The following is a 24,833-nucleotide window of genomic DNA, read 5'->3' as shown; positions in this document are numbered from 1 at the left end:
TTAAATAGATGTAATTCGCAAACAAATAGATTTTAAGTTCCTCCAGCCATTCTTCGCCCTCATTGTATGCAGCCATCAACGCCTCCACTCCGAAAGGATTCACATCACATACTTCATTTATATTAATCGCTTTATCTATACTCACCCGTACATTTGCATCTGCAGAAATAATATTGGCTATCTGAAGCCCTGCCAGATTGAAAGCCTTGCTAGGCGAAACAAAGGTTACCGAATTCATAAGAAACTCTTCTGATATAGAAGCGAAAGGAGTATATTCATGCCCTAGAAAAACTAATTCACAATGAATTTCATCAGCGATCACAAACACATTATTCCGAATACAAATCTCACCTATCCGCCTTAATTCCTGCTTACTCCATACTCTTCCGACAGGATTATGCGGATTACATAACAACATGAGTTTTACCTTTGGATCGGAAACTTTCCTCTCCAAATCATCAAAGTCAATCTGATACCCTCTGTTTCTATACACTAAAGGATTGGCAATCATCTCGCATCCGTTATTGCGAATAGAAGAGAAAAAACAGTTATATACAGGTGTCTGCACCATCACTTTATCGCCGGGTACTGTCAGTGCTTTAATTGCAGCAGATATTGCCGGTACAACTCCGGTAGTATAAATAATCCATTCTTTTTCTATCTGCCAGGTATGTCGTCCTGCAAACCAGTTGGTTATCGCTTCGTAGTATGCGTCAGGTACGCGTACATATCCGAAAATCCCATGTTCCACCCGCTTCTTCAGTGCCTCAACGACAGGGGGAGCCGTACGGAAATCCATATCAGCTACCCACATCGGCAAGACATCCGCATCCGCGGACGAATCCCATTTATAGGAATTCGTACCTCTGCGTGGAATAATTTCATCGAAATTATATTTCATATTTCAATCAAAACAGGTTAGGTCGTCCCAGAGCTTCAATTCACAATTTCCCGGTGCTTTCATATTTTCATCCAAGATAATAGCTCCGAAACTTTCGGCTACAATACTCCCCGTACGAGGATTTTTCACACTATGAATCGAACTTTTAATCGTTGCTTTTACGCTACTGTGCTCAAAAGCAAGGTCAGCATCCTCCGCCATCGTACAATTTTCCATCACCAGATCATGTGCGTAACAAAGAGGTTGAGTGCCCGAAATCTTACAATTTACCAAACGCAGTTTTTTAGAATGCCATCCCAGATATTCTCCGTTCAGTTCCGAATCATAGACAGTTACATTTTCTGTATTCCAAAAAGCATCTTTAGAATTGATAACTGCATTACGGATTTCTACATTCTTGCAATATTGAAACGAATAGTTCCCATTTTGAGCGTAATTTTGTATATGAATATTCTCGCTGTGTATAAAAAGATAATCTGCTTTATCAATCTGTACGTTCTTCAGTTCTATATTACGACAATACCAAAACGTTTCCAAGGCATTGGGCAACTGCACATTTTCGAGTTTTATCCCGTCCATTTCACGGAACATCTTCGGTGCTTCCACTAAAGTATCTGCCATTTGCAGACTTTGGGAATACCACAAAGCGGCACGAGCCCCTTCTGTAAAAAGACAATTCTTCACTGTGAATCCATTGGTATGCCAAAAGGGATATTTCCCTTCAAAACGGCAATTTATTGCTATGATATTACTACATTCTTTCAGTGCAGATTCACCGGTGTGAATCGTAACGTCCTCCAACTGAAGGTCATGGGTTGCAAATAGAGGACGTTCGCCTCCATATTCTTTATTCCTTATTTGTTGCATCATTTTATTTTTTTTAGTCTGTTATTTCAAAATCACATTTACACTTCCCGCTCCAAGGGCAGAAAGCAGCCCTGAAGGATTAGTTATACGCCCTAAACGGGTATAGCTGTATGATTACTGCCATTATCACTAGAACCATTACCCGGAGTCACTTGTTGCCCTGTTCCCTGTATGGGTTCATCTTCGCTACATGATGCGGAACCGACCGATAATGTCAACATAGTAAGAATTGCTATTATATAGTATCTCATATTTATAGTATTAAAACTTATTTCTTTAGATATTCCTTAAAAAAAGATTCCAGTTTATTAAATGGAATAAGGCTCACACGATCGTAAAGATCTACGTGTCCGGCACCGGGTACTATATACAGTTCTTTAGGTTCGGCGGCCAATCGGTAGGCGTCTTCACTAAATTCACGTGAGTGGGCATTTTCACCGGTGATGAAAAGCATAGGGCGGGGTGAAATAGTCTCAATATCTTCGAAAGGATAGAAATTCATAAATTTCACATTGCTTGAAAGTGTAGGATGAGTGGTGGTCATAGGAGTTGCTCCGTCGGGGGTAAATTCTCCTCTTTGTGTACGGTAGAACTCATAGAACTCCCGTTCAATCGGACTGGACTTTTCTGTCAGTTGATGTACAGTGCCACCGGTATATTTAGTTTCTCCACCTAAAAATTCAGCATAACGCTGTTCTGCCGCTTCAGCCATTATTTGCTTTCTCTGTTCCAATGTCAATGAGTGTTTTAACCCGTTACGGCTAGCCGTACCCATATTGTACATACTGATTGTTGCAATGGCTTTAAGGCGAGGGTCTATTTTCGCTGCACTGATAGCAAAACTTCCACTACCGCAAATACCGATTACTCCAATCAGATTCCGGTCAACAAATGGACGGGTACCTAAAAAATCAACTGCGGCACTAAAGTCTTCCGCATAAACTTCCGGCAGAACAGCATTACGCGGCTCGCCTTCACTCCCACCCCAAAAAGACAGGTCTATGGAGAGTGTTACAAAACTCCGTTCGGCCATTTTCGTTGCGTAAAGGTTCGCGCTCTGTTCCTTGACAGCTCCCATTGGATGTCCGACAATGATTGCAGGGTATTTGTCCCCTTCTTTCATATTCTTAGGCAGAAACAAATTTCCGGCTACCTTCATTTTATACTGGTTGGAAAAAGAAACTTTCTCCACACTTACCAAATCACTTTTATAAAAGTTATCTGCATCTGTCTGTGCAGAAGAAAAATTAGTTCCAAGCATCATCATAAATACAGTTGTTAATAATAAAATCCGTTTCATATCTCTTATTTTTAATTATTAAAGAATTGATTGTCTACTTTCTACATTGCAAAAATACGATGAAAGAAAGAGACTGTTTGTAGATGAATTACTGACATAATAACCCCAATTACGGATTATATTTTTTATCAAGTGCTATAATATCTATTCTAACTTATTTAAGGAAATGAGGTAAGTATCAAAACCAAGGAAGCCAAAGTCAGACTTCCTACTTTAGCGAACGCCAAGTTTATTACAAGAAGTAACTAAAGAATCATTAAACAAAATGAGAAAAGTCGAAACTGAAAAAGAATTCTGATGAGTACTTCCAGTTCAAAAGGATAAGGACAGCCCCAAAAGGCCTTTAGGCAACCACGCTACCATACTGATTGCCGACAAATTACATTTTCACTTATTTATTAATAAAATCTCAATACACTAAGTCACATTGACAAATAAATATCTGTTTTACCGAATTATCGTCAAATGCCTCTTCTTCAAATCCGCCATACTTATGAATAATATGAAAACCATTCCATTCCAAATATGAATCTAATTCTTGAGGGAAGAACATTCTCATATCCAGATTTTGAATAGAGTTAAACTTGCCATTGATAAAATAATGCCATTCGATACGGTTAATCTGAGTTTTATTTTCATATCGCATTGTCTGCTTTATCAATACTTCTCTACCGTCATCGGTTGTATATGCAGCAATTTCTTTCTGCTCTTTTTCACCTTCAACTATATATTGGATATTCGGATTAAAACAATCAAACAGAAATAAGCCACCGTCTTTGAGGTGATTCTTAACGACATTAAATACCTTAAATAAATCTTCATTCTTATATAAATGATGAATTGAATTAAACGGAATAAAGATAAAGTCGTATTTTTCCGGCAAATCCAAAGTTCTGATATCTGCCTCGATAAAACTTATTTCTAATCCTGCTTCGGAAGCTTTAATTTTTGCCTGGGCAAGCATTGAAGGGGTATAATCAATCCCAGTAATATCATATCCTTCCTTTGCAATGGGCAGAGTGAGCCTGCCCGTACCACAACAAAGTTCAAGTATCCGGGCATCCTTGTTTTCCGGCAGCCATCGCTTATAAAAGTACCAATCATCTAGATTAGTATTCATTGCATCATAAATATTTGCATCATAAATTAAATCGCCCACTTTATAATCACTATTCATATATGTTGTCCTCCAATATATATTATCTACTATTTTTATGTTTATCGTCAGTCCTATTTTCCAAGGTCGGTAATATAGGTAAAATAATCCGTAATCTATATACAAACCGAATCTAAAATCAGCAGTATCTTTGCAGTGTGATAAAGATAATAGGTATAAACGTAAAAAACTGTTTGATATGTACTTAGAAAATATTTATTCTCCGGCAGATGTAAAGAAGCTGTCGGTAAAAGAGCTAAACGAGTTAAGTGATGAAATCCGTGTGTCACTCCTACAAAAGTTAAGCGAACATGGCGGGCATTTTGGACCCAACTTCGGAATGGTGGAAGCAACTATTGCCTTGCACTATGTATTCAATTCTCCAAAAGATAAAATCGTATTCGATGTATCGCACCAAAGTTATGTACACAAGATGCTGACTGGCCGTAAAAACGCTTTTCTTCATCCGGAAGAATACGATCTTGTGTCCGGTTATACCGAACCACAAGAAAGCGAACACGACTTCTTTGTAATCGGTCATACTTCTACTTCTGTCAGTCTGGCCAGCGGATTGGCTAAAGGACGCGACCTCACAGGCGGCAATGAAAATATCATAGCTGTCATAGGCGACGGCTCCTTAAGCGGAGGGGAAGCTTTTGAAGGATTGGATTATGCAGCAGAGCTTGGCACCAACATGATTATTATCGTCAATGATAACCAAATGTCTATCGCTGAAAATCATGGAGGTCTATACAGGAATCTGAAAGAATTGCGTGACAGCAACGGTCAGTGTGAATGTAATTTCTTCAAGGCTATGGGACTGGACTATATATATGTAAATGAGGGTAACGACGTACAAGCATTGATTGAAGCGTTCTCCAAAGTGAAAGATATTCAGCATCCGATAGTAGTACACATCAACACTTTGAAAGGTAAAGGTTATGCACGTGCCGAACAAGATAAAGAGACTTATCACTGGCGCACTCCATTCAATCCGGAAACCGGAGAAGCAAAAGTCAGTTATGAGGAAGAAGATTACAGCGAAGTAACCGCTCAATATCTGCTGAAAAAGATGAAAGAAGATTCTCGTGTGGTGACAATCACTTCAGGTACTCCTGCCGTTCTCGGATTCACTCCGGACCGCCGCCAGGAAGCTGGCAAACAGTTTGTAGATGTCGGTATTGCAGAAGAACACGCAGTAGCTCTTGCTTCGGGTATCGCAGCCAATGGCGGAAAACCTGTTTACGGAGTGTATAGTACATTTATCCAACGTTCATACGATCAACTTTCGCAAGACCTCTGTATCAATAATAACCCGGCTGTTTTGTTGGTATTCTGGGGTACACTGTCCGGAATGAATGATGTAACTCACCTCTGCTTCTTCGATATTCCGCTTATCAGTAATATTCCGAATATGGTTTATCTGGCACCGACTTGCAAAGAGGAATATCTTGCTATGCTAGAATGGAGCATCCGCCAAAATGAACACCCGGTTGCTATCCGTGTGCCGGCAACAGATGTAATTACTTGTGGGGAACCGGTGGAGACTGATTATAGTGTTCTCAATCGCTATAAAGTGACGCATCGTGGATCGAAAGTAGCCATTCTTGCTTTAGGTTCGTTCTATGGATTGGGACAGTCGGTTGCATCACTTCTGAAAGAAAAAGCCAATATTGATGCAACACTCATCAATCCACGTTACATCACCGGTGTAGACAACGAACTGATGGATGAACTGAAAGCAGATCACGAATTAGTGATTACGTTGGAAGACGGTGTATTGGATGGCGGTTTCGGTGAAAAGATTGCCCGTTATTATGGTGCTACAAACATGAAAGTTCTGAACTTTGGAGCTAAAAAAGAATTTGTTGACCGATATGATATACAGGAGTTTCTCCGTGCCAATCATCTGACGGATGAACAGATTGTAGAAGATATCACAGCAGTGATCGGTTAAAATCAAACCCATTCACTATATATTCAGGTAGGTTGATGTATACGGTCTTTAAGGACAGTTGCATCAACCTACTTCCATTTTCATTCAAATCAGTCAACTTATTATTTAAATTCATTATATTCCCTATTCAGTTCAGTAATTCCCCATTCAGTTCAGCAATCCTTTCCGTTCAAATCAATAATCCTTTCCGATAATTCAACGGAGTCTGTCCCGCATTTCTTTTAAAGAACTTACAAAAACCGGCTGCATCACTAAATCCCAGTTTAGTAGCAATCTCGCCAACCGTAAATTTGGTAGAACTCAATAAAGTACGCGCTTCCATTACTAATAATTCATTAATAAGGCTATTGATAGTCTTACCTGTTCCAAGACGTACAATGCGTGCCAGGTACTGTTCACTAATAGCCAGTTTATCCGCATAAAAGCTCACGAAATGTTCTTCCCTGAAATTACGAGTAACGAGTGCATGAAATTCTTGCAGAACGTGGTCTTTACGACTGATCTCTTTTTTGATAACGGTCTTTCGGGAAAGAAAATCTGCTATATCCAAAAACAGAGAATTGCACGCTGCCTGTATACGCCGGAAAAGGAAATGATGTTCAATATTCATCAGATGCATCAATACTTCCAGCTCCTTATGGATGATTTGAGCTTCATACTCCGTCAACTGAATCGTATATTGCTTATTCCGTCTCATGGTTGCCAACAGAATTGCCGTGATTTGTGTCAGATATGAATCGTCCGTCCGCATAGATTCGGAAAGGGCAAGAGTGATAAATTTAATATCCCGACTTGAATAAAGATGTTCCGTGAGATAATTTGCTCCATGAATAAGTAACATATTCGGTTCTATCGCAATATACTCTCCATTCAGTAGAATTTCCGAACGGCCTTCAAGAACGAATATCATATAAAGCTCCCGATTGAAATAACATTCATTTGCCGGATAACTTCTGTCTTTATATTCACTCCGGAAACAGACTACCTCCTCTTTATAATGAGGAAGTTCAGGATGCTCCTTCAATAGTTGTGTATTATCAAATATACGAGATTTTACCATTTACACCTTTATTTTATGACGTAAAAATACGATTTGTTTCGGATATGACAAAAACTGTATGGAATTAGATAATCTATTTCAGAGTAAAAAACAGGACCTTTGCATATCCTTTTCAATACATGAGAAGGAAATCAATAGAAAGAGGTTAAAAAGACATGGAAATGAAAGAGATTTTTAAGAGGTATTTAGTGTTTGTTATCGGACTCTATTTTCTAGCGGCAGGTATCGTGTTGATTATACGCTCGGCATTGGGAACTACTCCCATATCGAGCATCAATTATGTGTTAAGCCTGAATAGTCCTTTATCGTTGGGTACTTGCACATTTATCATCAACATGGTGCTTATCCTGGGACAATTTTGGTTAATCCGAAAGAATAGAACCCGACAGGATATTATTGAAATTCTTCTTCAGCTACCGTTCTCTTTTATCTTTTCGGCATTCATTGATTTTAATATGATGCTGACAAGCGAACTGCATCCCGCTAATTATGGTATGTCGATTGCTTTATTACTTACAGGATGCATGGTGCAGTCTATCGGAGTAGTGCTTGAACTGAAACCAAGAGTAGCCATGATGAGCGCAGAAGCATTTGTGAAATATGCATCCCGCCATTATAACAAGGAATTTGGAAAGTTCAAAGTTTATTTTGATATTACTTTGGTTACATTAGCCGTGATTCTCTCGCTCCTGCTGACTCAAGGTATTCAGGGAGTACGCGAAGGATCACTCATTGCCGCTTGTATAACGGGATATATCGTCAGCTTCCTGAATCAGAAGATAATGACTAGAAAAACCCTCCATAGATTACTGCCGGTCTGGAAGTAAGCCCTATATCTATTTAAAATAAACGCCTTATAAAAGGAGTCATATAAAAAGATCAATATAAGAAAATCGCTATAAAAGAAAGTCGCTTCTCTGTAAGAATCTAATTGATTCTTTCAAAGAAGCGATTCTTTATTTTAGATATAATTATACTCGTATTTACTTCTTCTGACTATCTATCTCTTTCAGAAGTTCATCCACAGCCACCTTTAGTTGGGTATCCTCTCCTTTGACTACTGTTTCCGGATTATTGGCAACCTTTACATCCGGTTCCAATTGGGTATTTTCCAAATAACTGCCGTCAGGCAAACGATAACCGACGATAGGAATACCAAAAACCAATGAAGGATCTTGTAAAGTTTCCCAGGACACACTTGTCATAGTACCCGGAACAGGCATACCGACAAGTTTGCCAATCTTTTGATGTTTATATACCCACGGAGTTCCGTGTGCATTCGAGTAGTTAGCTTCACATTGCAGCATAATGGAAGGTTTGTTCCAACGACGGCTCGGCATATCACAAGCTTCACGTCCGCGTACCACTTGTGTAAAATATTTCTGACCACTGAACAGTATTTCAATATCTTCATGCAGACGGCCACCACCGTTGAAACGGGTATCAATCACAATGCCTTCGCAGTTGTTATATTTTCCCAGAATGTCCGAGTATACAGTACGGAAGCTGTCATCTCCCATCGACTGAATATGAACATATCCCAAACGTCCTTTCGACCATTTTTCAACATCTGCCGCACGTTGTTTTACCCAACGTTTGTATAACAATCCATTCAGTTGCCCGTTGGTGACCGGCATCACCACTTCTTCCCAACGCTCTTTACTTTGTGGATTGTAGATTGAAATCAATGTTTTCTTCCCTGCTTTATTATTCAGCAAGCAGGTTATGTCATTATCGAGAGTTATCTCTTCTCCATTAATCTTTTCAATGATGCAACCAGCCTTTACTTTGGTACGTGAATGATCGAACGGACCTTTTTCTATTACTTCGGCAATCTGCATTCCTTTTCCCTGATAATTCCAGTCGAACAAGAGTCCGAGATTAGAAGTGACATCTCCTTTTCCTTTGGGAGAATAACGTCCTCCGGTATGTGAAACATTCAGCTCACCCAACCACTCACTCAATAATTCTGCAAAGTCATAATTGTTATCAATATGAGGCAAGAACTTACGATAAGCATTAGTCATAGCATCCCAGTCAACCCCGTGCATATTGACATTGTAGAAACGTTTTTGATGCTGTTTGTACACATGGTCAAACATCGTTTCACGTTCGGCAGCCAAATCCATTTTCATTTCAGCCTGATAGCTGATGGACTTCAACGCATCCGACTTGGCATCCATCTTTTGCATAATCCGGCTTCCCAACAAAAAGATATCTCCTTTTTTGTCCAACATCAACGATGCCCAACCGGTATTGAGTTTGTGCAGACGTTTCGTATCTTTTTCACGGAGATTCATTTTCCAAAGGTCATATCCATCTTCGAACGCAGAGAAATAGTAAAGATCTTCCCCGTCTTTTGAAAGTATGGCACTACCCAAGTCGGAAGAGTTGGGAGTCAGACGTACGATACGGTCTTCAATGCCGTTCAGCTCGACAAGTATCTCTTTTTGGTCTGCCTTATCCTCGTCGATCTTGTCTTTGTCAGCATTTCCTTTATCTGCTTTTTCCGCCTTAGACTTCTTTCCGTCTTTCGTCTTCTCATCGTCTTTCTCTTTTACTTTCTTCTGTTCCTTTTCAAATTCCTTGAGTAATTCGAAATCTTCCTTACTCAAACGGTAACGATCATAAGCATCCTGATTGAGAAACACCAACATCACATCTTGCTGCGATCCCCAGGAAGCGTGCGCACGCATACCATAGCGTTCGGTTTGGAAAAGAATAGCATTCCCATCGAGTACCCAACGCGGAGCACCACTGATATATCCACTATTTGTCAGATTAGTAATTGCCCCTCCCTGTGCGCTGACAATGCCTACATCCGAATAAGGATCGTGACGGTTACCTATAAATTCGAGAGTGAACCATTTACCGTCAGGCGACCATTCGTAATCGAATCCTCCTCCGGTGTTATACCATGTAGAACCATCCGTTACCTGACGTACCTTTTTTGTTTTCAAATTGAGTACCATCAAACGATTACGGTCTTCGATAAAAGCCAATTCTTTGCCGTCCGGTGAATATTGCGGATAAGCACGTTCTACCGTTTTGGACGGTAATAATACTTCCTCTTCAATAAGAGTAGCATTAGGGAAATTCGGGTCTTCCTTACGACTTATTTTGGCGGTATAAAGTTGCCAATTACCAGTTCGCTCGCTGGCATAAACCAGTGTCCGGTTGTCCGGAGCAAAAGAAACGGCAGCTTCTTTTGCCGGAGTATTTGTGATTTGCTTGGTGGTAGCATAATCAGTTGAGGTCACAAACACATCACCACGTACAATAAAAGCAACTTGTTTACCGTCCGGAGATACAGAAGCGGAAGTTGCTCCCTGCGAGAATTTAAGTGTAGCAAGCTGCTGCTCATCATCACGGACAAGTTCTACTTTTACTTTTTCCGGACGTGCACCAGACTTCTGTGTGTATAACTCACCATCATAGGTATAACATAAGGTACCTTTATCGCTGACAGACAAAAAACGTACCGGGTGAGTTTTGAAAGTAGTCACAGCTTTCACTTCCTGTGGAGTATTCAAAGGGAAAGTATACACATTGAAGGAACCTCCATCACGCTCACTTAAAAAATAGACTGTATTTCCGTCAGCTGCATACACAGGATTACGATCCTCTCCTTCCCGGTTTGTCAGGTTCGTATGTTTTCCCGTTTGGGCATTATATAACCAAATATCTCTCGTAATGGAAGAAGTATGATGCTTTCTCCATTCATCCTCAAACCCTTTACGATCCTGATAAAGAAAGTTCTTCCCTGTTTTATCAAAACAGACCAGTTCGGCAGGAGTACCCAGCACTTGCTCGGTACGTCCGCCAGCAACAGGAACTTTATATAATTCCGTCATTGCTCCTGTAGGAAACAGGGCACTGCTTGCCGGATCCTGTATAGAGGCAGAGAAAAAGACATACTTTCCATCCGGAGTAAAAGCCGACGGTATTTCTGATGCAGAATGATAGGTCAGTCGCCGGGCAGCACCTCCGTCAGCAGGCATGATGAATAAGTCAAAATTTCCATTCCGGTCACTGGCAAACGCAATTTGCTTGCCATCGGGCGACCAAACCGGATTGGCTTCATAAGAGGTTTGTGTGGTGAGTTGAACAGCTGTTCCTCCTTGTGCAGGGACTTTATAAATGTCACCCTTGTAACAAAAAACAATTTCTGATCCATCCGGTGAAATACGTGCATCACGCATCCACAAAGGAGTAATTGCATAGCTGGATAATGCTGATAGTACCAGCGCTAAAGAAGTTATTAGTTTCTTCATATCAAATTATTATAAATTTATTCCGATAAATCGGTTTGAATTAGTTTTCCCGTGTAATTATAAAATGTGCTGTCACCAAAGTCTTTGTAAAAGAAGGCATATTTATCCACTCCCGTACAATGACAAACGCCAATCTGTCGGGGAAGATATTCCTGTAAATAATCTGCAATGACCTGATATTTTTGTTTTTCCGCGTTATGGATATGAAAACCTCCCAGAAGTAATTTACAAGGAGATTCGGGAAAGGCAGCCTGAACCGTACGCAAAATATTGGTTATTCCCCGATGAGAACAGGCACTTAATACGGAAAATCCTTCCGGTTCCACCAATACCATCGCCAATTCATCCTGAAAAGTATCCGGTATTTTGCATCCATCTTCTTGCTGAACCCAGAAACGTTCAAAATGGATATCTGCCTGATTTATAATATCAATAGAGGGAAAAAGGAAAACTCCGGGAAGCAGTTCGGTCTGCTCTGCAATAAAGCGGAAACGGGAACGATCGAGGTTTTGTGTATGCATCATCCCGTTCTCACGTTCATCCTTGAATTTAGGAGAAAAAATCTCACGCTTACAGACAACGGTTGCCTGTGTATTCAATTCCAAAAAATAACGTAGTCCGCCCGTATGATCGCTGTGACCATGAGATAATATCAAATAATCTACTTTTTGCAAGTCAATATGCAACAAGCGGGCGTTACGGATAAACAAGTCGGATGCTCCCGTATCGAAAAGTAATCTATGTTCTTGAGTCTCGATATATAGAGAAAGACCATGTTCTGCCTGCAATTTACGTCCATAGACACAATTCTCCACAAGAGTCGTTATTTTATAGCCCATGATACTTAGTTAGTTATCAAACGAATTATACAAAATAAAAAGTTCTGCCACAAAATTATAATAATTCTGTGGCAGAACAAGCAATCCAGTCAATTAAGTAATCGTAAAAAGGGGAAAATCTGGAAAACATAACCGTCTTTTCCAGATTTCCCGTCAGGTTTTAAAAGTTAAGTTCGAAACTATATCTCAAATATTCGAACAATCCATTTTATCATATTCTTTATGAATATCTTTAATATGGAAAACAAACAGTTACACCATCTTTCCCATAGTATATGCTTCCTGCATGTAGGGAGTATCTTTAATCTCTCCTACTTTCCATGCACCGATTCCATAGACCGTCCCTTTTTCCTGTGGTCCTTCCAAGCAATCGAGGAAGCCACGGAAGCCGTCGATAGTACGCTCCATCATTGCTTTATCGTTTTCTGCTGCCGCAATAATGAAATAAAATTCCTTATTGGTTATTTCCGTATAACGTGCGCAACAGCGGTCAATCATTATCTTCATCTGCCCGCACATGGTGTAAAAATAGACCGGGGTTGCCATTACAATCACATCTGCAGCAATCATCTTTTCTACAATTTCCGCTGCATCATCCTTCTGCGGACAAGGTTTACCGTACATACTGCAAACACTACATCCCGTACAAGGATGAACCGTTTTGTCTTTCAGAAAAATCTTCTCTACTTCATTGCCCGCCTCGATAGCACCTTTCATAAATTCATCACAAAGCAAATCCGAATTACCACCTTTACGTGGACTGGACGAAATTATCAAAACTTTTTTAGCCATAACTTTCTTTTATTACTTTCATCTTTCAGAATTAATCAGTCTTTTCACTCTGCAAAAATAGACAATTTATAACATAGCGAATGTATATAAATTACAGAGAAATATACCCAGATTACAGATTCAAACATAACAAAAGATTTTTTCTACCAATATTTAATTTATATCTTTGTCCACAATACGAACAACATGATACAATGAAAAAAATACAACTGACCGACACACATAAAGAAAAGCTGTTTCAAATCCCCCTTTTCCGGAATTTGCCCTTAAACATTAAAGAATCCCTATTGGAGAAACTAGATTTCGTAGTCTATATAGCAAACAAGAAAGAGATAGTTGTTACGCAGGGAACGCCTTGCAACAAACTGTATGTGTTGTTGGAAGGGAAATTGCGCACGGATATTATCGACGGACTGGGAAATGAAGTGATGATTGAATATATCATTGCGCCACGCACTTTTGCCACTCCACATCTTTTTAGCTCGGACAACACATTGCCGGCTACTTTCACTGCCCTTGAGGACAGTGTGATACTTATGGCAACAAAGGATTCTACCTTTAAAGTTATCAGCCAGGACCCGCAAGTATTGCACAATTTTCTCTGCATTGCAGGCAATTGCAATATCTGTACCGTATCACGTCTGAAACCACTCTCCCGCAAGACTGTCCGGGAAAGATTTATCGTTTATCTGTTCGAGCACAAGAAGAAAGATTCCCTGATAGTGGAGATTACACATACGCAATCCCAACTTGCCGAATACCTGAATGTATCACGTCCCGCCTTATCGAAAGAAATTAATAAGATTATCAAGGAAGGGCTTATCACTATGGAAGGGAAACGGGTGGAAATTTTGAATAAGGCCGCTTTAGAGAAATTCATATAATAAAGAAACAGGGGCAGGGTTGAAACTAAGGAATAATATGGCTCTTATATCGAAAACAAGTTAAATATATAAATGAGCCGAAGAGAAATAAAACTGTTTTTGCTATATTTACAATCAGAAAGAAAAGCAAAAAAATATGACAGATGAACAATTAGGGCAAATGAAGCTTATCTTCAATTACAACGATGTATTCTACAGCTTCTTCTATGATGACCTCAGCGGCTGCGTACATCGCTCCCGCGAATATGCCATCAATTACGTCTATTCGGGTGAGATGATTCTCGACAATGGCAATGAGCAAATTCATGTCGGAAAAGGCGAATGCGTCTTCATACCGCGCGACCATCACATTACGATGTACAAGAAGACGAAAGATGGTGAACGCTACTGCGGTATCTTCCTGATGTTCACACGTCGTTTCTTACGTGAAATGTACGGTAAGTTGGAACAACGTAAAGTACCGACCAATACCGCGAAACTCAATTCCGGAGTGATAAAACTTCCGAAAACGGCCGAACTCGCCAGTCTGTTCGCTTCGATGACGCCCTACTTCGATCCGAAGGTGAAACCTGCGGATGACCTGATGCAACTGAAATTGCAGGAAGGTCTGCTCGCATTATTACATATCGACAAAAAGTTCGCGCCGACGCTTTTCGACTTCAATGAACCGTGGAAAATAGATATTCTGGAATTTATGAACGAGAACTACATGTACGAGCTCACGATGGAAGAGATGTCACACTACACGGGACGCAGCCTTGCCACATTCAAACGGGATTTCAAGAAAATCAGCGACCTCACTCCCGAAAAATGGCTTATCCGTAAACGACTCGAAGTAGCTTACGCCCTGATGAAAGAGGGCGGCAAAAAGGTCGTGGATGTTTATGCCGAAGTCGGTTTCAAGAACCCGTCTCACTTCTCAACCGCCTTCAAAAAACAGTACGGTATGCCGCCGACCGCCACATTCGTGTAAATCGGAGCAAAATATATTGAGTTTTTTAATTAAATTATTTAAGCCTCACTGCGACATCGCAGTGAGGCTTAAATATCAACTTACAGCTTGTTCCTTACAGTAACCTTACGGTAAGGGCAGCCCTGATAATTTACCGGAAAATATAGAGCATACAATCTTCATAGCAATGTGTATGCTGATGCCATATTGTCCACCGCCAAACTTGATTATCATAAATTCAGAACTACTTTTCCAGCCATTTGCATGGAGCTTTTAAGGAAATAGATAGTTGAGCTTTTGAGTAACTCCTTTTGAGCCCGACAATAATGTGCCGCTTATTTTATAGCCGTACCTTTGCAATATGAAATAGAACAATAACCATTTAAATAATAGAATGATGAGAACAGCGAATTTTAAATCCGCAGCTATCGCAGCCTTGTTAAGTATGGGGTTGCTTACCGGCTGCACGAACGGTATTACAAATCAAAAAACAAGTAATCATATGGACACATTGAATCTTACACAGGAATGGGACAAAAAGTTCCCACAGAGCAACAAGGTTAATCATCGTAAAGTAACCTTCAAAAACCGCTATGGCATCACACTTGCCGCCGACTTGTACGAACCCAAGAATATCGAAAGTAAAGTCCCTGCCATTGCCGTTAGCGGCCCTTTCGGGGCTGTGAAGGAACAGTCATCGGGACTTTATGCGCAGACAATGGCCGAACGCGGATTCCTCACCCTTGCGTTCGACCCCTCTTATACGGGCGAGAGCGGTGGCGAACCCCGTAATGTGGCATCGCCCGACATCAACACCGAAGATTTTAGCGCGGCAGTGGATTTCCTGATTGCACACCCCAATGTAGATGCCAAACGCATCGGTATCATCGGCATCTGCGGATTCGGTGGTATGGGACTGAATGCCGCGGCAATGGACACGCGCATCAAAGCAACAGTAGCTTCTACAATGTACGATATGAGCCGCGTGAATGCCAACGGCTATTTCGATGCCGAGGACAGTGCCGAAGTACGCCGCAACAAACGCGAGGCGATGAATGCTATCCGGACCCGTGATGCACAGAACGGCACGGCCACTCCCGGTACGCCCGGTCTGCCCACTAGCATCAAGGGCGACGAGCCGCAATTCGTCAAAGACTACTTCGATTATTACAAGACTGAACGTGCTTTTCACGCCCGTGCCATCAATTCTAATGGTGCATGGAACCCCACGATGGCTCTTTCGTTCATCAATATGCCATTGTTAACCTATATTCACGAGATTGACAATGCTGTATTGCTCATTCACGGCGAAAATGCCCATTCGCGTTATTTCAGCGAGGATGCCTTCAAACGCCTCAAGGGCAAAAACAAGGAGTTACTAATCGTTCCCGGAGCCAACCACACCGACCTTTACGACCGGAAGATTCCGTTTGACAAACTGGAAGCATTTTTCAAGTCAAACCTCAAATAAAATAAAAACATGAGTATATCAACTAAAAATAAGCATAACCACTTGTTGATGTTCATCCTCACACTCGGAGTATTCGGAATATTGAATACTGAAATGGGAGTAGTGGGCATCATCCCTATCATTGCCGAAACCTTCGGTGTTACGGTGCCGGATGCGGGTTGGACGGTCAGCCTCTTTGCGCTGATCATTGCCTTCTCTGCTCCCGTCGTACCGTTACTTTTTTCACGGGTAAACCGTAAAACGGTCATGGTGCTCGCCTTGTCCGTGTTCGTGATTTCCAACCTCGTTTCGGTCTTCACGACGAACTTTACCGTACTGTTGATAACCCGTGCGATTCCGGCATTCTTTCATCCGCTCTATGTATCCATCGCTTTCTCAACCGCAGCCTCTTCCGTTAGTCGGGAGGATGCTCCGAAAGCCGTTTCCAAAATCTTTGCCGGAGTATCGGCAGGAATGGTGCTCGGAGTGCCCGTGACGAGCTACATCGCCAGTGAATTTTCATTCTCTGCAGCAATGGTATTTTTTACCGTTGTCAATGCATTTGTACTGCTCGCCACTATTTTCCTCATACCGTCCATGCCCGTTAAGGAACGGTTATCGTATGGCACACAACTCAGCGTATTGAGAAAGCCCGTATTGTGGAACTCCTTCCTTGCGGCATTACTGATGAATGCAGCCATGTTCGGATTTTACAGCTACTTGTCCGATTACCTGATAACGGTTACAGATGTCTCCTTCAAGGTAATCAGCCTTCTGCTGTTTGTTTACGGCATGGCAAATATCGTCGGAAATATCGCAGCCGGAAAATTGTTGGCACAACGTCCTTTCGCCACGTTGAAATACGTACCTGCCATCATGGCGATACTTTATCTCGTACTTTACGGACTAGGGAAACTGACCGTACCAACGTCAATCGTCATTCTGATATTGGGAATATTCGCAGGTATTGCAAATAACGGGAATCAATTCATGGTATCTACGTCGGCAACCGAAGCACCCGATTTTGCCAACGGATTGTTCCTGACCGCCGCAAATCTCGGAACAACGTTGGGAACGGCAATATGTGGCATGTTCATAACCGTATGGGGAACACAATCATCTCCGTTGGGAGCTGTGGCATTCCTGCTTGTCGGAGTGGCAAGCATTATTATCAGGAATAGCTTAATGAGCCGCAATAAACACATAATGGCAGTGACAATATGAAGAAAACAGAACGACCAATAATCACTTTCCCGAATGGACAAACTGTTTGTCCGTTGGGACAAGGCACATGGAAAATGGGACAATCCGCCGCACGGCGGCATGAAGAAATACGGGCATTACAACATGGCATCGAGCTGGGAATGAACCTTGTCGATACTGCCGAGATGTACGACAACGAGGAACTGGTAGGCGAAGCTGTCCGCGACTGTAGAGAGAAAGTGCTTCTCGTGAGCAAAGTTTTACCGAGTAATGCAAGCTATCGTGGAACGAAACTCGCCTGTGAACGAAGTTTGCTGAAGCTCGGAACGGAGTATATCGACCTCTACCTGTTGCACTGGAAAGGACGCCATCCTTATGAAGAAACCGTTCGGGCGATGACCGAATTGCAACAAGAGGGAAAAATCCGTTTATGGGGTGTCAGTAATATGGACACAGCCGACATGGAACGTATTGTTTCACTGTCCGGTGGAAGCGGCTGCGCCACCGATCAGGTACTCTATAACCTCGGCGACCGGGGCATAGAGTTCGACCTCATGCCGTGGTGCGCTGCCCGTAGAATGCCGCTTATGGCTTATTCGCCCATCGGAGAAGGACGACTTCTGCACCACCATACATTGGTGGAAATCGCCCGGCGACACGATGTATCGCCTGCACAAATCGCATTGTCGTGGACGATGCGTCAGCCCGGTATCATTGCCATACCCAAAGCCGGTAATGTAACCCATGTGGAAGATAATTTCCGAAGCCTTTCCATTCATCTGACAGAGGAAGATTTGCATGATTTGGATACCGCGTTTCCCGCACCGGCACGGAAAATACCATTGGCAGGTTGGTAATAACATGAAATGCTATAAATTATGAACTATAATAAGAAAAATGAATAAAGTCATAGATAGTATGCTGGCACATCGTTCCATCCGTTCATACACCGACAGAACGGTAAGTGATGAAGATTTAAACTCCATCATCCGTGCCGTACAAGCCGCACCGAACTGGGTAAACCTGCAACTCGTTTCCATAATTGCAGTAAAGAATACCGACCATAGAAGACGTTTAGCCGAATTATGCGGAAATCAGGTACACATTGCCGAAGCTCCCGTATTCCTCGTGTTCTGTACTGATTACCATAGGGTGGCTCTTGCCTGCCATAAGAAAGAGCAAACGCTCGATGAAGTAATGCAGGACATTGACACATTGCTCGTGGGAGCTCATGAAGTCGGTATCGCTCTCGAAGCGGCTGTCGTGGCTGCCGAATCATTGGGATTGGGAACAGTCCCTATTGGAGATGTACGTAAAAATGCGCTGGAAATTGTCCATGAATTGCAACTTCCGGAATATGTCTTTCCTATGTTGGGATTATGTATCGGCTACCCCGCAGAAGAACCGGGATTAAAGCCTCGTTTTCCACAACAGGCTGTCTTTTTCGAAGAGACATATAAGACTGATTTAAAAGATAAACTCGCTGAATATGACGTTATCTACGCCCATTATCTTAAAGAACGTCCATGGAATAATCGTGTAGGCAACTGGACAGACCTGGCAGCTGATTTCTACCGACATCCGTTTCATTACAAAGGAGTTGCGGATGCCTTAAGTCAACAGGGATTTACCTCGGCTAAAAGCAGATATTCGGTATAGAGATCAAAGTCCTAAAATCCCGGTCAACATAAGTCAACCGGGATTCTCATCATTCTGTTTATTTCTCTACCATTTAGTGAAAAATACTTTCGGATTGATATTCAACGATACCCATCCCCAGTCCTGCCAGCTTTTATGATTGCCGGTTTTCACAGCGTCCATCGTCTTCGTACCACGCATAAAAGAATATCCGGCAGAGAGTTTCACATCTTTCATGATCGACCAGTTTATCTGATAATCGACTTCCGATCCTAAATATTTCTTCAAGTCCTGAACCTTTACGGCTGTACTAAAATAATGGTAATTAAGTTCCATATCTACCTTGCCAGATAGACGGAAACGACCTCCGATACGAGCATCCATCAATCCCGGTGCATAACCGTTTGCAAATGTAGAAGCATAAAAATAATCCATTGCTCCATAGAATTTATGATGGGTCCCATAAAGAGGATCAAAAGCCTTATACTTACCGCCATTTCCTTTATCACCGCTTAAATAATCAAAACTAGCCACGGCTCCCCATGTCTGATTAAACGTATAGGCGGCTTGTATGCTACCCATCAAAGCTGAAACTTTCTCCGCAGCTTTATTCTTACCCATCTGATAGTAGAAAGCACCATCCAGATTCCAGTTACTATTCTTATAAGTGAGGTAAGTACCCATTGTTTGTAAATAGCGGGTATGAGAATCATCCGTGGCTTTATCACCCGTTTCCAATCCCAGATTCATAAACAACAAAGAAGCTCCGAACGGAACATTATCCGCTTTATAATGATACCAGACGGTTTGCATATTCTTATAAGGCTGTCCGGTAGAAGAATCATAGTAAGTACCTCCACTTGTTCTATTGTCATTATTCTGGTTAAAAGCAAGAATCAGATGGACTTCATTATTTTTGTTGGCATATCCCAGCTTCAATGCATCGTGGTAACGGCCCGCTACATTCCAATCCAGTCCTCCCAAAATACGTTCATCATCATAAATCAATGACTGACGTCCCAGTTGAGCAAAGAACCCTTCACCAAAGTTCAGTTTCGCCCAAGCCTCATTCAACATAAAGCGCCCGTTCTTCTCAATCTGCGGGTCTTGTCCCCAAACACCGACATGCTGTGCCGACATCTTTAGTTCCAGATCCGAACGTTTATAATCCATCGAGAGGCGTGCACGGTTATTGATGAAAGATGTAGGAGCTACCCCTTCATCCCGTGGAGTTAATGCACCATTCCGATACTCCGCACGAGGTCTGATTTGCATAGACATCGTAAATTCATTCTCTTTCTCCGTGTTTTGTGTATATGCCATGCTTGGCAATAGCATAAGCAAGAATGACCAATAAGGTGTTTTCATTGATATTGAAGTTTAAGTGATTCGATATTTCAATTTAAATTATAAGTATGCACACTGACTCCTTGCGCGGCCGGGAGGTAATTGATTCCATACCAGCACATTTGCAACAGGACAAATGATACTAACAGAATAATCAACGCAGGACGTGCCTTCAATGGCTTGCCCAATCTGAAATGGATATACACCAGATAAGCGAACCAGGTAGCTGCCGCCCAAGTCTCTTTCGGGTCCCAAGCCCAGTAATGTCCCCAGGCTTCTTTTGCCCAGATAGCTCCGGTAAGCATACCTAATGTCATAAATGCCAGACCTACATAGGTGAGGTTGTCACACAAATCCATTTCTTTCCGTTCAATCTCCTTCTTTTTGAACCAAAGCAGATAGACGGCCATCACCGTCGCCGCTCCCAACATAGCATAAGCAAACATATACACAATGACATGAGGGGCAAACCACGGGCTTTGCAAAGCAGGCATCAACGTCTTATTATGAATCTCCGGTTTGAAGATATTGATACAAATAAAGACCAATGAAAGGATGCAACTGAAACTTAAAATCCATTTATATTTCCAGCGTGCATAGGTTATCAATCCCGCCAACGGAAGGAAGAAAGAATACCACAGCCGTGTCTCTCCCATTGTCCGCATCGGAGGACGTTCTAATGAAATCCACATTCCGATAATGAAACTGAAGAAAATAGCCAGACCTAAGAAAGTAAATCCATAAGCCCATCCCGTTTTTGTACCTTTCCAGGCAGCAAAAGCTCCCAAAGCCCAACAAACCAGTGCGGCTATTGCAAATAGTATAAAGTATTCCCAACTCATGCTTTGTCCTCCTCTTTCCTCTTTTGTGCGCTGACAAACAGACAGATGGCTCCTGCCATCATCATTATTATTCCTGTGTAAACAACCGGCAACCACGGATCGCGAACCAACTCGAAGACACTGATATCGCTCCATCGTCCCTTTGTTTCATCGTAACTAAGTTGATAAATTTTCCAACCTTCTATCTCCATCGGGCGGTTCACTTCAATGGTTCCTCCCGTGATCGTTCCTTCTTGTGTGTAAATCTTCACTTCCGATACAAATCGCTGCGGTTCCCGTTCCGGCATTACAATACTGGTTAAAGAATCCAGCCGGATTGCCTTATAGGGAAAAAGAAAACTACCGCAACTTACCCATCCCTCTTTGGTTGTTTGATTCTTCTGATTGACTGCTTTCAGATAGACAGCATAAGTCGCTCCCATCGAATGAAATTCAGTAAACTTCAAAGTATCTTCGGTAGCCACAGAAGCAGCCATCGGAATAGATTGCTCAATAGTTAGCTGCCAGTCCTGCAAGCTGCCATTTGTCACTCCCTCTTCCAACAATACATGTACAGGAGATTTTTCGGGAAGCGTACGGCCGGTTTCATTATCAATCAACATCAGTTTCGGAGGATATTCGTCGATAGTGAAATCCTTCAGTTCGATAGCCAGCGGAAGTTCAATCAGTTGACCTTTATCATCCGTAGCCCGCCATTCGGCACTTCCCATCCGGGTTGTCATTTTCAACCTTTGCATATCTGCATTTCCTAAAGTGGCCGTTATCAATGCAATAAACAATCCGATATGATTCAGAAGAAAAGAAATCCGGCTGACCTTCAAAGAGAAACCTGCACGAAGAATCGTCAGTCCCAATATAGTGACCATCCAGAAGTAGAGCAGAACAAAAGGCCAGGAGGCAATCATCTGCGAAAATCCCAGCAGATCAGCCGGAGCATGACCGGAAGGAGCCTGCCGGATCAGTCCCATCACTACCGTCATGCCGACCACCCACAATAGAGACGAGACAGCAGCGGAATAATGACTCAACCATCCGAATAAATAGACACGTTTGCGAAGAAGGTGCATAGCTACCAAAGCAATGATATAAACCACTAACACAATCACATTGACCGGACAGGCAAACAGGCCCCAATGTATGGCTCCCACTGTCATTTGCAGCAATAGCCCTATCACCAGTAATCCTGCGCCAATCACCAGCCCTTCTTTATAACTCCATGGTTTGCTCCACATATATAAATTCTCTTATTTCTGTGCCAGACGGCCGTTTTCTTTCGCTTTCTCCAACCATGCCGGAACAGTTGTTTTCAGGAATTTCTCCTTAGTCGCTCTTTCAGCATCCATATCCAAGCCGATATATTCCTGTGCTTTTGCCTTTGTTGAAATGTCCGGCATCGGAACATCTCCCGTATATCCATTCTTTGCCAATACTTTGGATACAGCCAGACGGGCTTGCATGGCACGATCCAATCCATGAGAAAGAATTCTCTGAATTTCCTGCGGTGCGTGGAAAGAACCTCCGTGTGAAGCTACTCCGAAATCCCAACGCCATTGTGCCTGACGAATCAGTGCGAGCACATCTTTCATCTGCGCTTCCGTAGCACCCTTGTCCCAAGCAAATTTAGCTTCGATATGTGCCTTTGCCAATTCCTGTTCCAAACAGTTGCGGATTTCATTCGCTTTACGCTGACGTTCGTACACATTATTACGCAAAGTCTCTTCGCTCTCGCGATGGCAAACCTGACAGGTACGATCAATCATAGCCAACGGGCTCTGAATATGGTGATCGCTGAATTTCACACCGCCTTCACTTTTATATGGCATGTGGCAATCGGCACAAGAAACACCTCTCTGTCCGTGAATACCCATTTGAGCAATCTCATAATCAGGATGCTGCGCTTTCAGAATCGGAGTACGGCTCAATTTATGAATATAATCATAGAAACCGGCCTCATCATAATAAGCCTCCATATCTTCTACCGTAAAACCTTTGTCCCAGGGGAAAGTCAGATACTTACCATCCCCTTTGAAATAATATTCCACATGACATTGTGCACATACCAATGAACGCATCTCCTGCGGAGTAGCTTTAGTGATGTCTTTACCCTGACGTTGGAAAGCCTCTATCAAAGCGGGACGACTGATATGAAGATTCATTGTTTCGGGATCATGACAATCGGAGCATCCGATAGGATTCACAATTTCGGCGCCCATAGCCCCCCATTTATTGTTATAGAAAGAATCGACACCCAATGCCTCCATCATACGGGGAACATCCGGACTCTTACAAGTCCAGCAGGTAGACGGTTGAGGACCTTCGGTCGGGCTCATGGGTGAACCGGTACGCAAAGATGCTGTAATATCCTCAATGGCATGCATGTGTCCCCGTGGAGTGGAATAATCTTTTGAGAAAGCGTATCCCGCCCATAGAATCACCATTTCAGGACGTTTTTCCAAAGCATCTACAGCAATATTTCCATTAAATTCACTCTCAAAGTCAGTCTTTGCAGTCTCCGTCCAAGTCTGGTATTCACGGGGAAAGTCATCCTTAAACAGTTCATTTCGTGCTTCAATCCCTTTGATAACGTTTTTACGGTTATTGAAAATGCTGGCAACTTCCGCCCTCCGTTCCATCAACGCAGAAACGCATAATCCCAAAACAAATACAACGACCATTGAACCTCCGAACAACAGCCATCCTTGCCATGATTTTAATTTCTTTTCCATTGTATATCGGTTTTATTATTTTATTACGTATTTCATTTCCTATTTATCTTTCTGATTCACCATCTTCCGGAGCCATTCGGGAACAGGCGATTCCGGAAGGGGAACAATCGCTCCCGGAGTACCGGACAGGGAATTCTTTCCACCATGAGGAACATCACGATGGCAATCCCAGCAAGCCTTCCCCTCTCCTACCTGTGACATCATATAATCGATCTTCCCGGTCTTCACAAATTCTGTATTGAGTTGTGTATGACAGCGGATACAATTATTCATAATCACTTCGGAACTGGCTTCATGAGCCTGAATGACCTGCGGCTCGCTTTTGGTAAGAAATGCAGCCACGTGTTTCATACCGTCCATCCCTTTAAAGGTCCATTTCTTCACAGCATTTTCATGCGGCACATGACAATCATTGCAGGTGGCATTCCGGGCATGTGAACTATGGAACCAGGTTGCATAGTAAGGAGTCATAATGTGGCAATTCACGCATGCAGCCGGGTCATCTCCAAGATAGGTATGCGCCCGGAGCATATACATAAACAGTGCTCCTCCACCCACAATAACACCGCCAATGATGACAGCCGCTACCTTCCATTTATAAGAAGGAAAGAGTCGATTTATTATTGGAAACTTCATCATACGAAA

The 24,833-nt window shown here is 42.3% G+C and carries 22 protein-coding genes; 8 read left to right on the top strand and 14 right to left on the bottom strand.

The window, feature by feature from the left end:
- From ACT8YW_RS13985 to ACT8YW_RS13965, 5 genes are all read right to left on the bottom strand, one after another.
- Positions 1 to 901: MalY/PatB family protein (locus ACT8YW_RS13985; protein WP_444105652.1), on the bottom strand; the 901-nt coding region annotated here is incomplete at its 3' end.
- Between the two features lie 3 nt (positions 902 to 904).
- Entirely contained in the window at positions 905 to 1,768 is an 864-nt protein-coding gene (locus ACT8YW_RS13980) for a DUF3737 family protein (protein ID WP_444105655.1), read from the bottom strand.
- A 92-nt stretch (positions 1,769 to 1,860) separates the two neighbouring features.
- On the bottom strand, positions 1,861 to 2,019 hold the full coding sequence (locus tag ACT8YW_RS13975; RefSeq protein WP_444105651.1) for a hypothetical protein: 159 nt from the start codon (positions 2,017 to 2,019) through the stop codon (positions 1,861 to 1,863).
- A gap of 17 nt (positions 2,020 to 2,036) precedes the next feature.
- Entirely contained in the window at positions 2,037 to 3,068 is a 1,032-nt protein-coding gene (locus ACT8YW_RS13970) for an alpha/beta hydrolase (protein WP_444105649.1), read from the bottom strand.
- A gap of 409 nt (positions 3,069 to 3,477) precedes the next feature.
- Positions 3,478 to 4,245 (bottom strand): class I SAM-dependent methyltransferase, encoded by a 768-nt coding sequence (locus tag ACT8YW_RS13965; protein WP_444105647.1) that lies wholly within the window; start codon positions 4,243 to 4,245, stop codon positions 3,478 to 3,480.
- A gap of 178 nt (positions 4,246 to 4,423) precedes the next feature.
- Between ACT8YW_RS13965 and ACT8YW_RS13960 the strand changes: the two genes are divergently transcribed.
- On the top strand, positions 4,424 to 6,181 hold the full coding sequence (locus ACT8YW_RS13960; protein ID WP_444105645.1) for a 1-deoxy-D-xylulose-5-phosphate synthase: 1,758 nt from the start codon (positions 4,424 to 4,426) through the stop codon (positions 6,179 to 6,181).
- Positions 6,182 to 6,350: 169 nt separating this feature from the next.
- Here the strand turns inward: ACT8YW_RS13960 and ACT8YW_RS13955 are convergent, their stop codons facing one another.
- Positions 6,351 to 7,241, bottom strand: coding sequence for a helix-turn-helix domain-containing protein (locus ACT8YW_RS13955; RefSeq protein WP_444105643.1), 891 nt, complete (start codon positions 7,239 to 7,241; stop codon positions 6,351 to 6,353).
- Between the two features lie 155 nt (positions 7,242 to 7,396).
- On the opposite strand from ACT8YW_RS13955, the gene ACT8YW_RS13950 reads away from it, so the two are divergent.
- Positions 7,397 to 8,068: a YczE/YyaS/YitT family protein gene (locus tag ACT8YW_RS13950; RefSeq protein ID WP_015532903.1), complete on the top strand. Its 672-nt coding sequence runs from the start codon at positions 7,397 to 7,399 to the stop codon at positions 8,066 to 8,068.
- A 156-nt stretch (positions 8,069 to 8,224) separates the two neighbouring features.
- Here the strand turns inward: ACT8YW_RS13950 and ACT8YW_RS13945 are convergent, their stop codons facing one another.
- From ACT8YW_RS13945 to ACT8YW_RS13935, 3 genes are all read right to left on the bottom strand, one after another.
- On the bottom strand, positions 8,225 to 11,515 hold the full coding sequence (locus tag ACT8YW_RS13945; RefSeq protein WP_444105641.1) for a S41 family peptidase: 3,291 nt from the start codon (positions 11,513 to 11,515) through the stop codon (positions 8,225 to 8,227).
- Positions 11,516 to 11,532: 17 nt separating this feature from the next.
- The gene (locus tag ACT8YW_RS13940; RefSeq protein WP_444105639.1) at positions 11,533 to 12,354 is read right to left on the bottom strand and encodes an MBL fold metallo-hydrolase; all 822 of its coding nucleotides are present in this window, start codon (positions 12,352 to 12,354) and stop codon (positions 11,533 to 11,535) included.
- Positions 12,355 to 12,606: 252 nt separating this feature from the next.
- On the bottom strand, positions 12,607 to 13,146 hold the full coding sequence (locus ACT8YW_RS13935; RefSeq protein WP_444105638.1) for a flavodoxin family protein: 540 nt from the start codon (positions 13,144 to 13,146) through the stop codon (positions 12,607 to 12,609).
- A gap of 194 nt (positions 13,147 to 13,340) precedes the next feature.
- Between ACT8YW_RS13935 and ACT8YW_RS13930 the strand changes: the two genes are divergently transcribed.
- The 6 genes from ACT8YW_RS13930 (at position 13,341) to ACT8YW_RS13905 (ending at position 19,294) form a co-directional block, all read left to right on the top strand.
- The gene (locus tag ACT8YW_RS13930; protein WP_004304055.1) at positions 13,341 to 14,030 is read left to right on the top strand and encodes a Crp/Fnr family transcriptional regulator; all 690 of its coding nucleotides are present in this window, start codon (positions 13,341 to 13,343) and stop codon (positions 14,028 to 14,030) included.
- Positions 14,031 to 14,166: 136 nt separating this feature from the next.
- Positions 14,167 to 15,003, top strand: coding sequence for a helix-turn-helix domain-containing protein (locus ACT8YW_RS13925; RefSeq protein ID WP_444105636.1), 837 nt, complete (start codon positions 14,167 to 14,169; stop codon positions 15,001 to 15,003).
- Between the two features lie 376 nt (positions 15,004 to 15,379).
- Positions 15,380 to 16,453 carry an alpha/beta hydrolase gene (locus ACT8YW_RS13920; RefSeq protein WP_349079819.1) on the top strand — a complete coding sequence of 358 codons (1,074 nt, stop codon included), beginning with the start codon at positions 15,380 to 15,382 and terminating at the stop codon, positions 16,451 to 16,453.
- A 9-nt stretch (positions 16,454 to 16,462) separates the two neighbouring features.
- Positions 16,463 to 17,656, top strand: coding sequence for an MFS transporter (locus tag ACT8YW_RS13915; RefSeq protein WP_444105634.1), 1,194 nt, complete (start codon positions 16,463 to 16,465; stop codon positions 17,654 to 17,656).
- The gene (locus ACT8YW_RS13910) at positions 17,653 to 18,492 is read left to right on the top strand and encodes an aldo/keto reductase (protein WP_004309718.1); all 840 of its coding nucleotides are present in this window, start codon (positions 17,653 to 17,655) and stop codon (positions 18,490 to 18,492) included. The genes ACT8YW_RS13915 and ACT8YW_RS13910 overlap by 4 nt, the downstream gene beginning before the upstream one ends.
- A 40-nt stretch (positions 18,493 to 18,532) precedes the next feature.
- The gene (locus tag ACT8YW_RS13905) at positions 18,533 to 19,294 is read left to right on the top strand and encodes an NADPH-dependent oxidoreductase (protein WP_004297088.1); all 762 of its coding nucleotides are present in this window, start codon (positions 18,533 to 18,535) and stop codon (positions 19,292 to 19,294) included.
- 66 nt (positions 19,295 to 19,360) lie between these two features.
- On the opposite strand, the gene ACT8YW_RS13900 is transcribed toward ACT8YW_RS13905, so the two are convergent.
- From ACT8YW_RS13900 to nrfH, 5 genes are read right to left on the bottom strand one after another with little or no spacing between them, the layout of a single operon-like run.
- A complete protein-coding gene (locus ACT8YW_RS13900) occupies positions 19,361 to 20,641 on the bottom strand; it encodes an alginate export family protein (RefSeq protein ID WP_032855959.1) in 1,281 nt (426 codons plus the stop codon).
- Positions 20,642 to 20,670: 29 nt separating this feature from the next.
- A complete protein-coding gene (locus ACT8YW_RS13895) occupies positions 20,671 to 21,462 on the bottom strand; it encodes a cytochrome c biogenesis protein (protein ID WP_004297090.1) in 792 nt (263 codons plus the stop codon).
- Positions 21,459 to 22,694: a cytochrome c biogenesis protein ResB gene (locus ACT8YW_RS13890; protein WP_444105632.1), complete on the bottom strand. Its 1,236-nt coding sequence runs from the start codon at positions 22,692 to 22,694 to the stop codon at positions 21,459 to 21,461. The genes ACT8YW_RS13895 and ACT8YW_RS13890 overlap by 4 nt, the downstream gene beginning before the upstream one ends.
- Positions 22,695 to 22,706: 12 nt before the next feature.
- Positions 22,707 to 24,188, bottom strand: a complete 1,482-nt coding sequence (nrfA, locus tag ACT8YW_RS13885) for an ammonia-forming cytochrome c nitrite reductase (protein WP_444105630.1) — start codon at positions 24,186 to 24,188, stop codon at positions 22,707 to 22,709.
- A gap of 39 nt (positions 24,189 to 24,227) precedes the next feature.
- A complete protein-coding gene (gene nrfH / locus ACT8YW_RS13880; RefSeq protein ID WP_004297093.1) occupies positions 24,228 to 24,827 on the bottom strand; it encodes a cytochrome c nitrite reductase small subunit in 600 nt (199 codons plus the stop codon).
- Positions 24,828 to 24,833 lie beyond the last annotated feature (6 nt).

This window comes from Bacteroides sp. (genome assembly GCF_052357945.1).
Taxonomy (GTDB): Bacteria; Bacteroidota; Bacteroidia; order Bacteroidales; family Bacteroidaceae; genus Bacteroides.
Note: the sequence above shows the minus strand (reverse complement) of the source record. Positions and strands in the feature narration are given on the sequence as shown.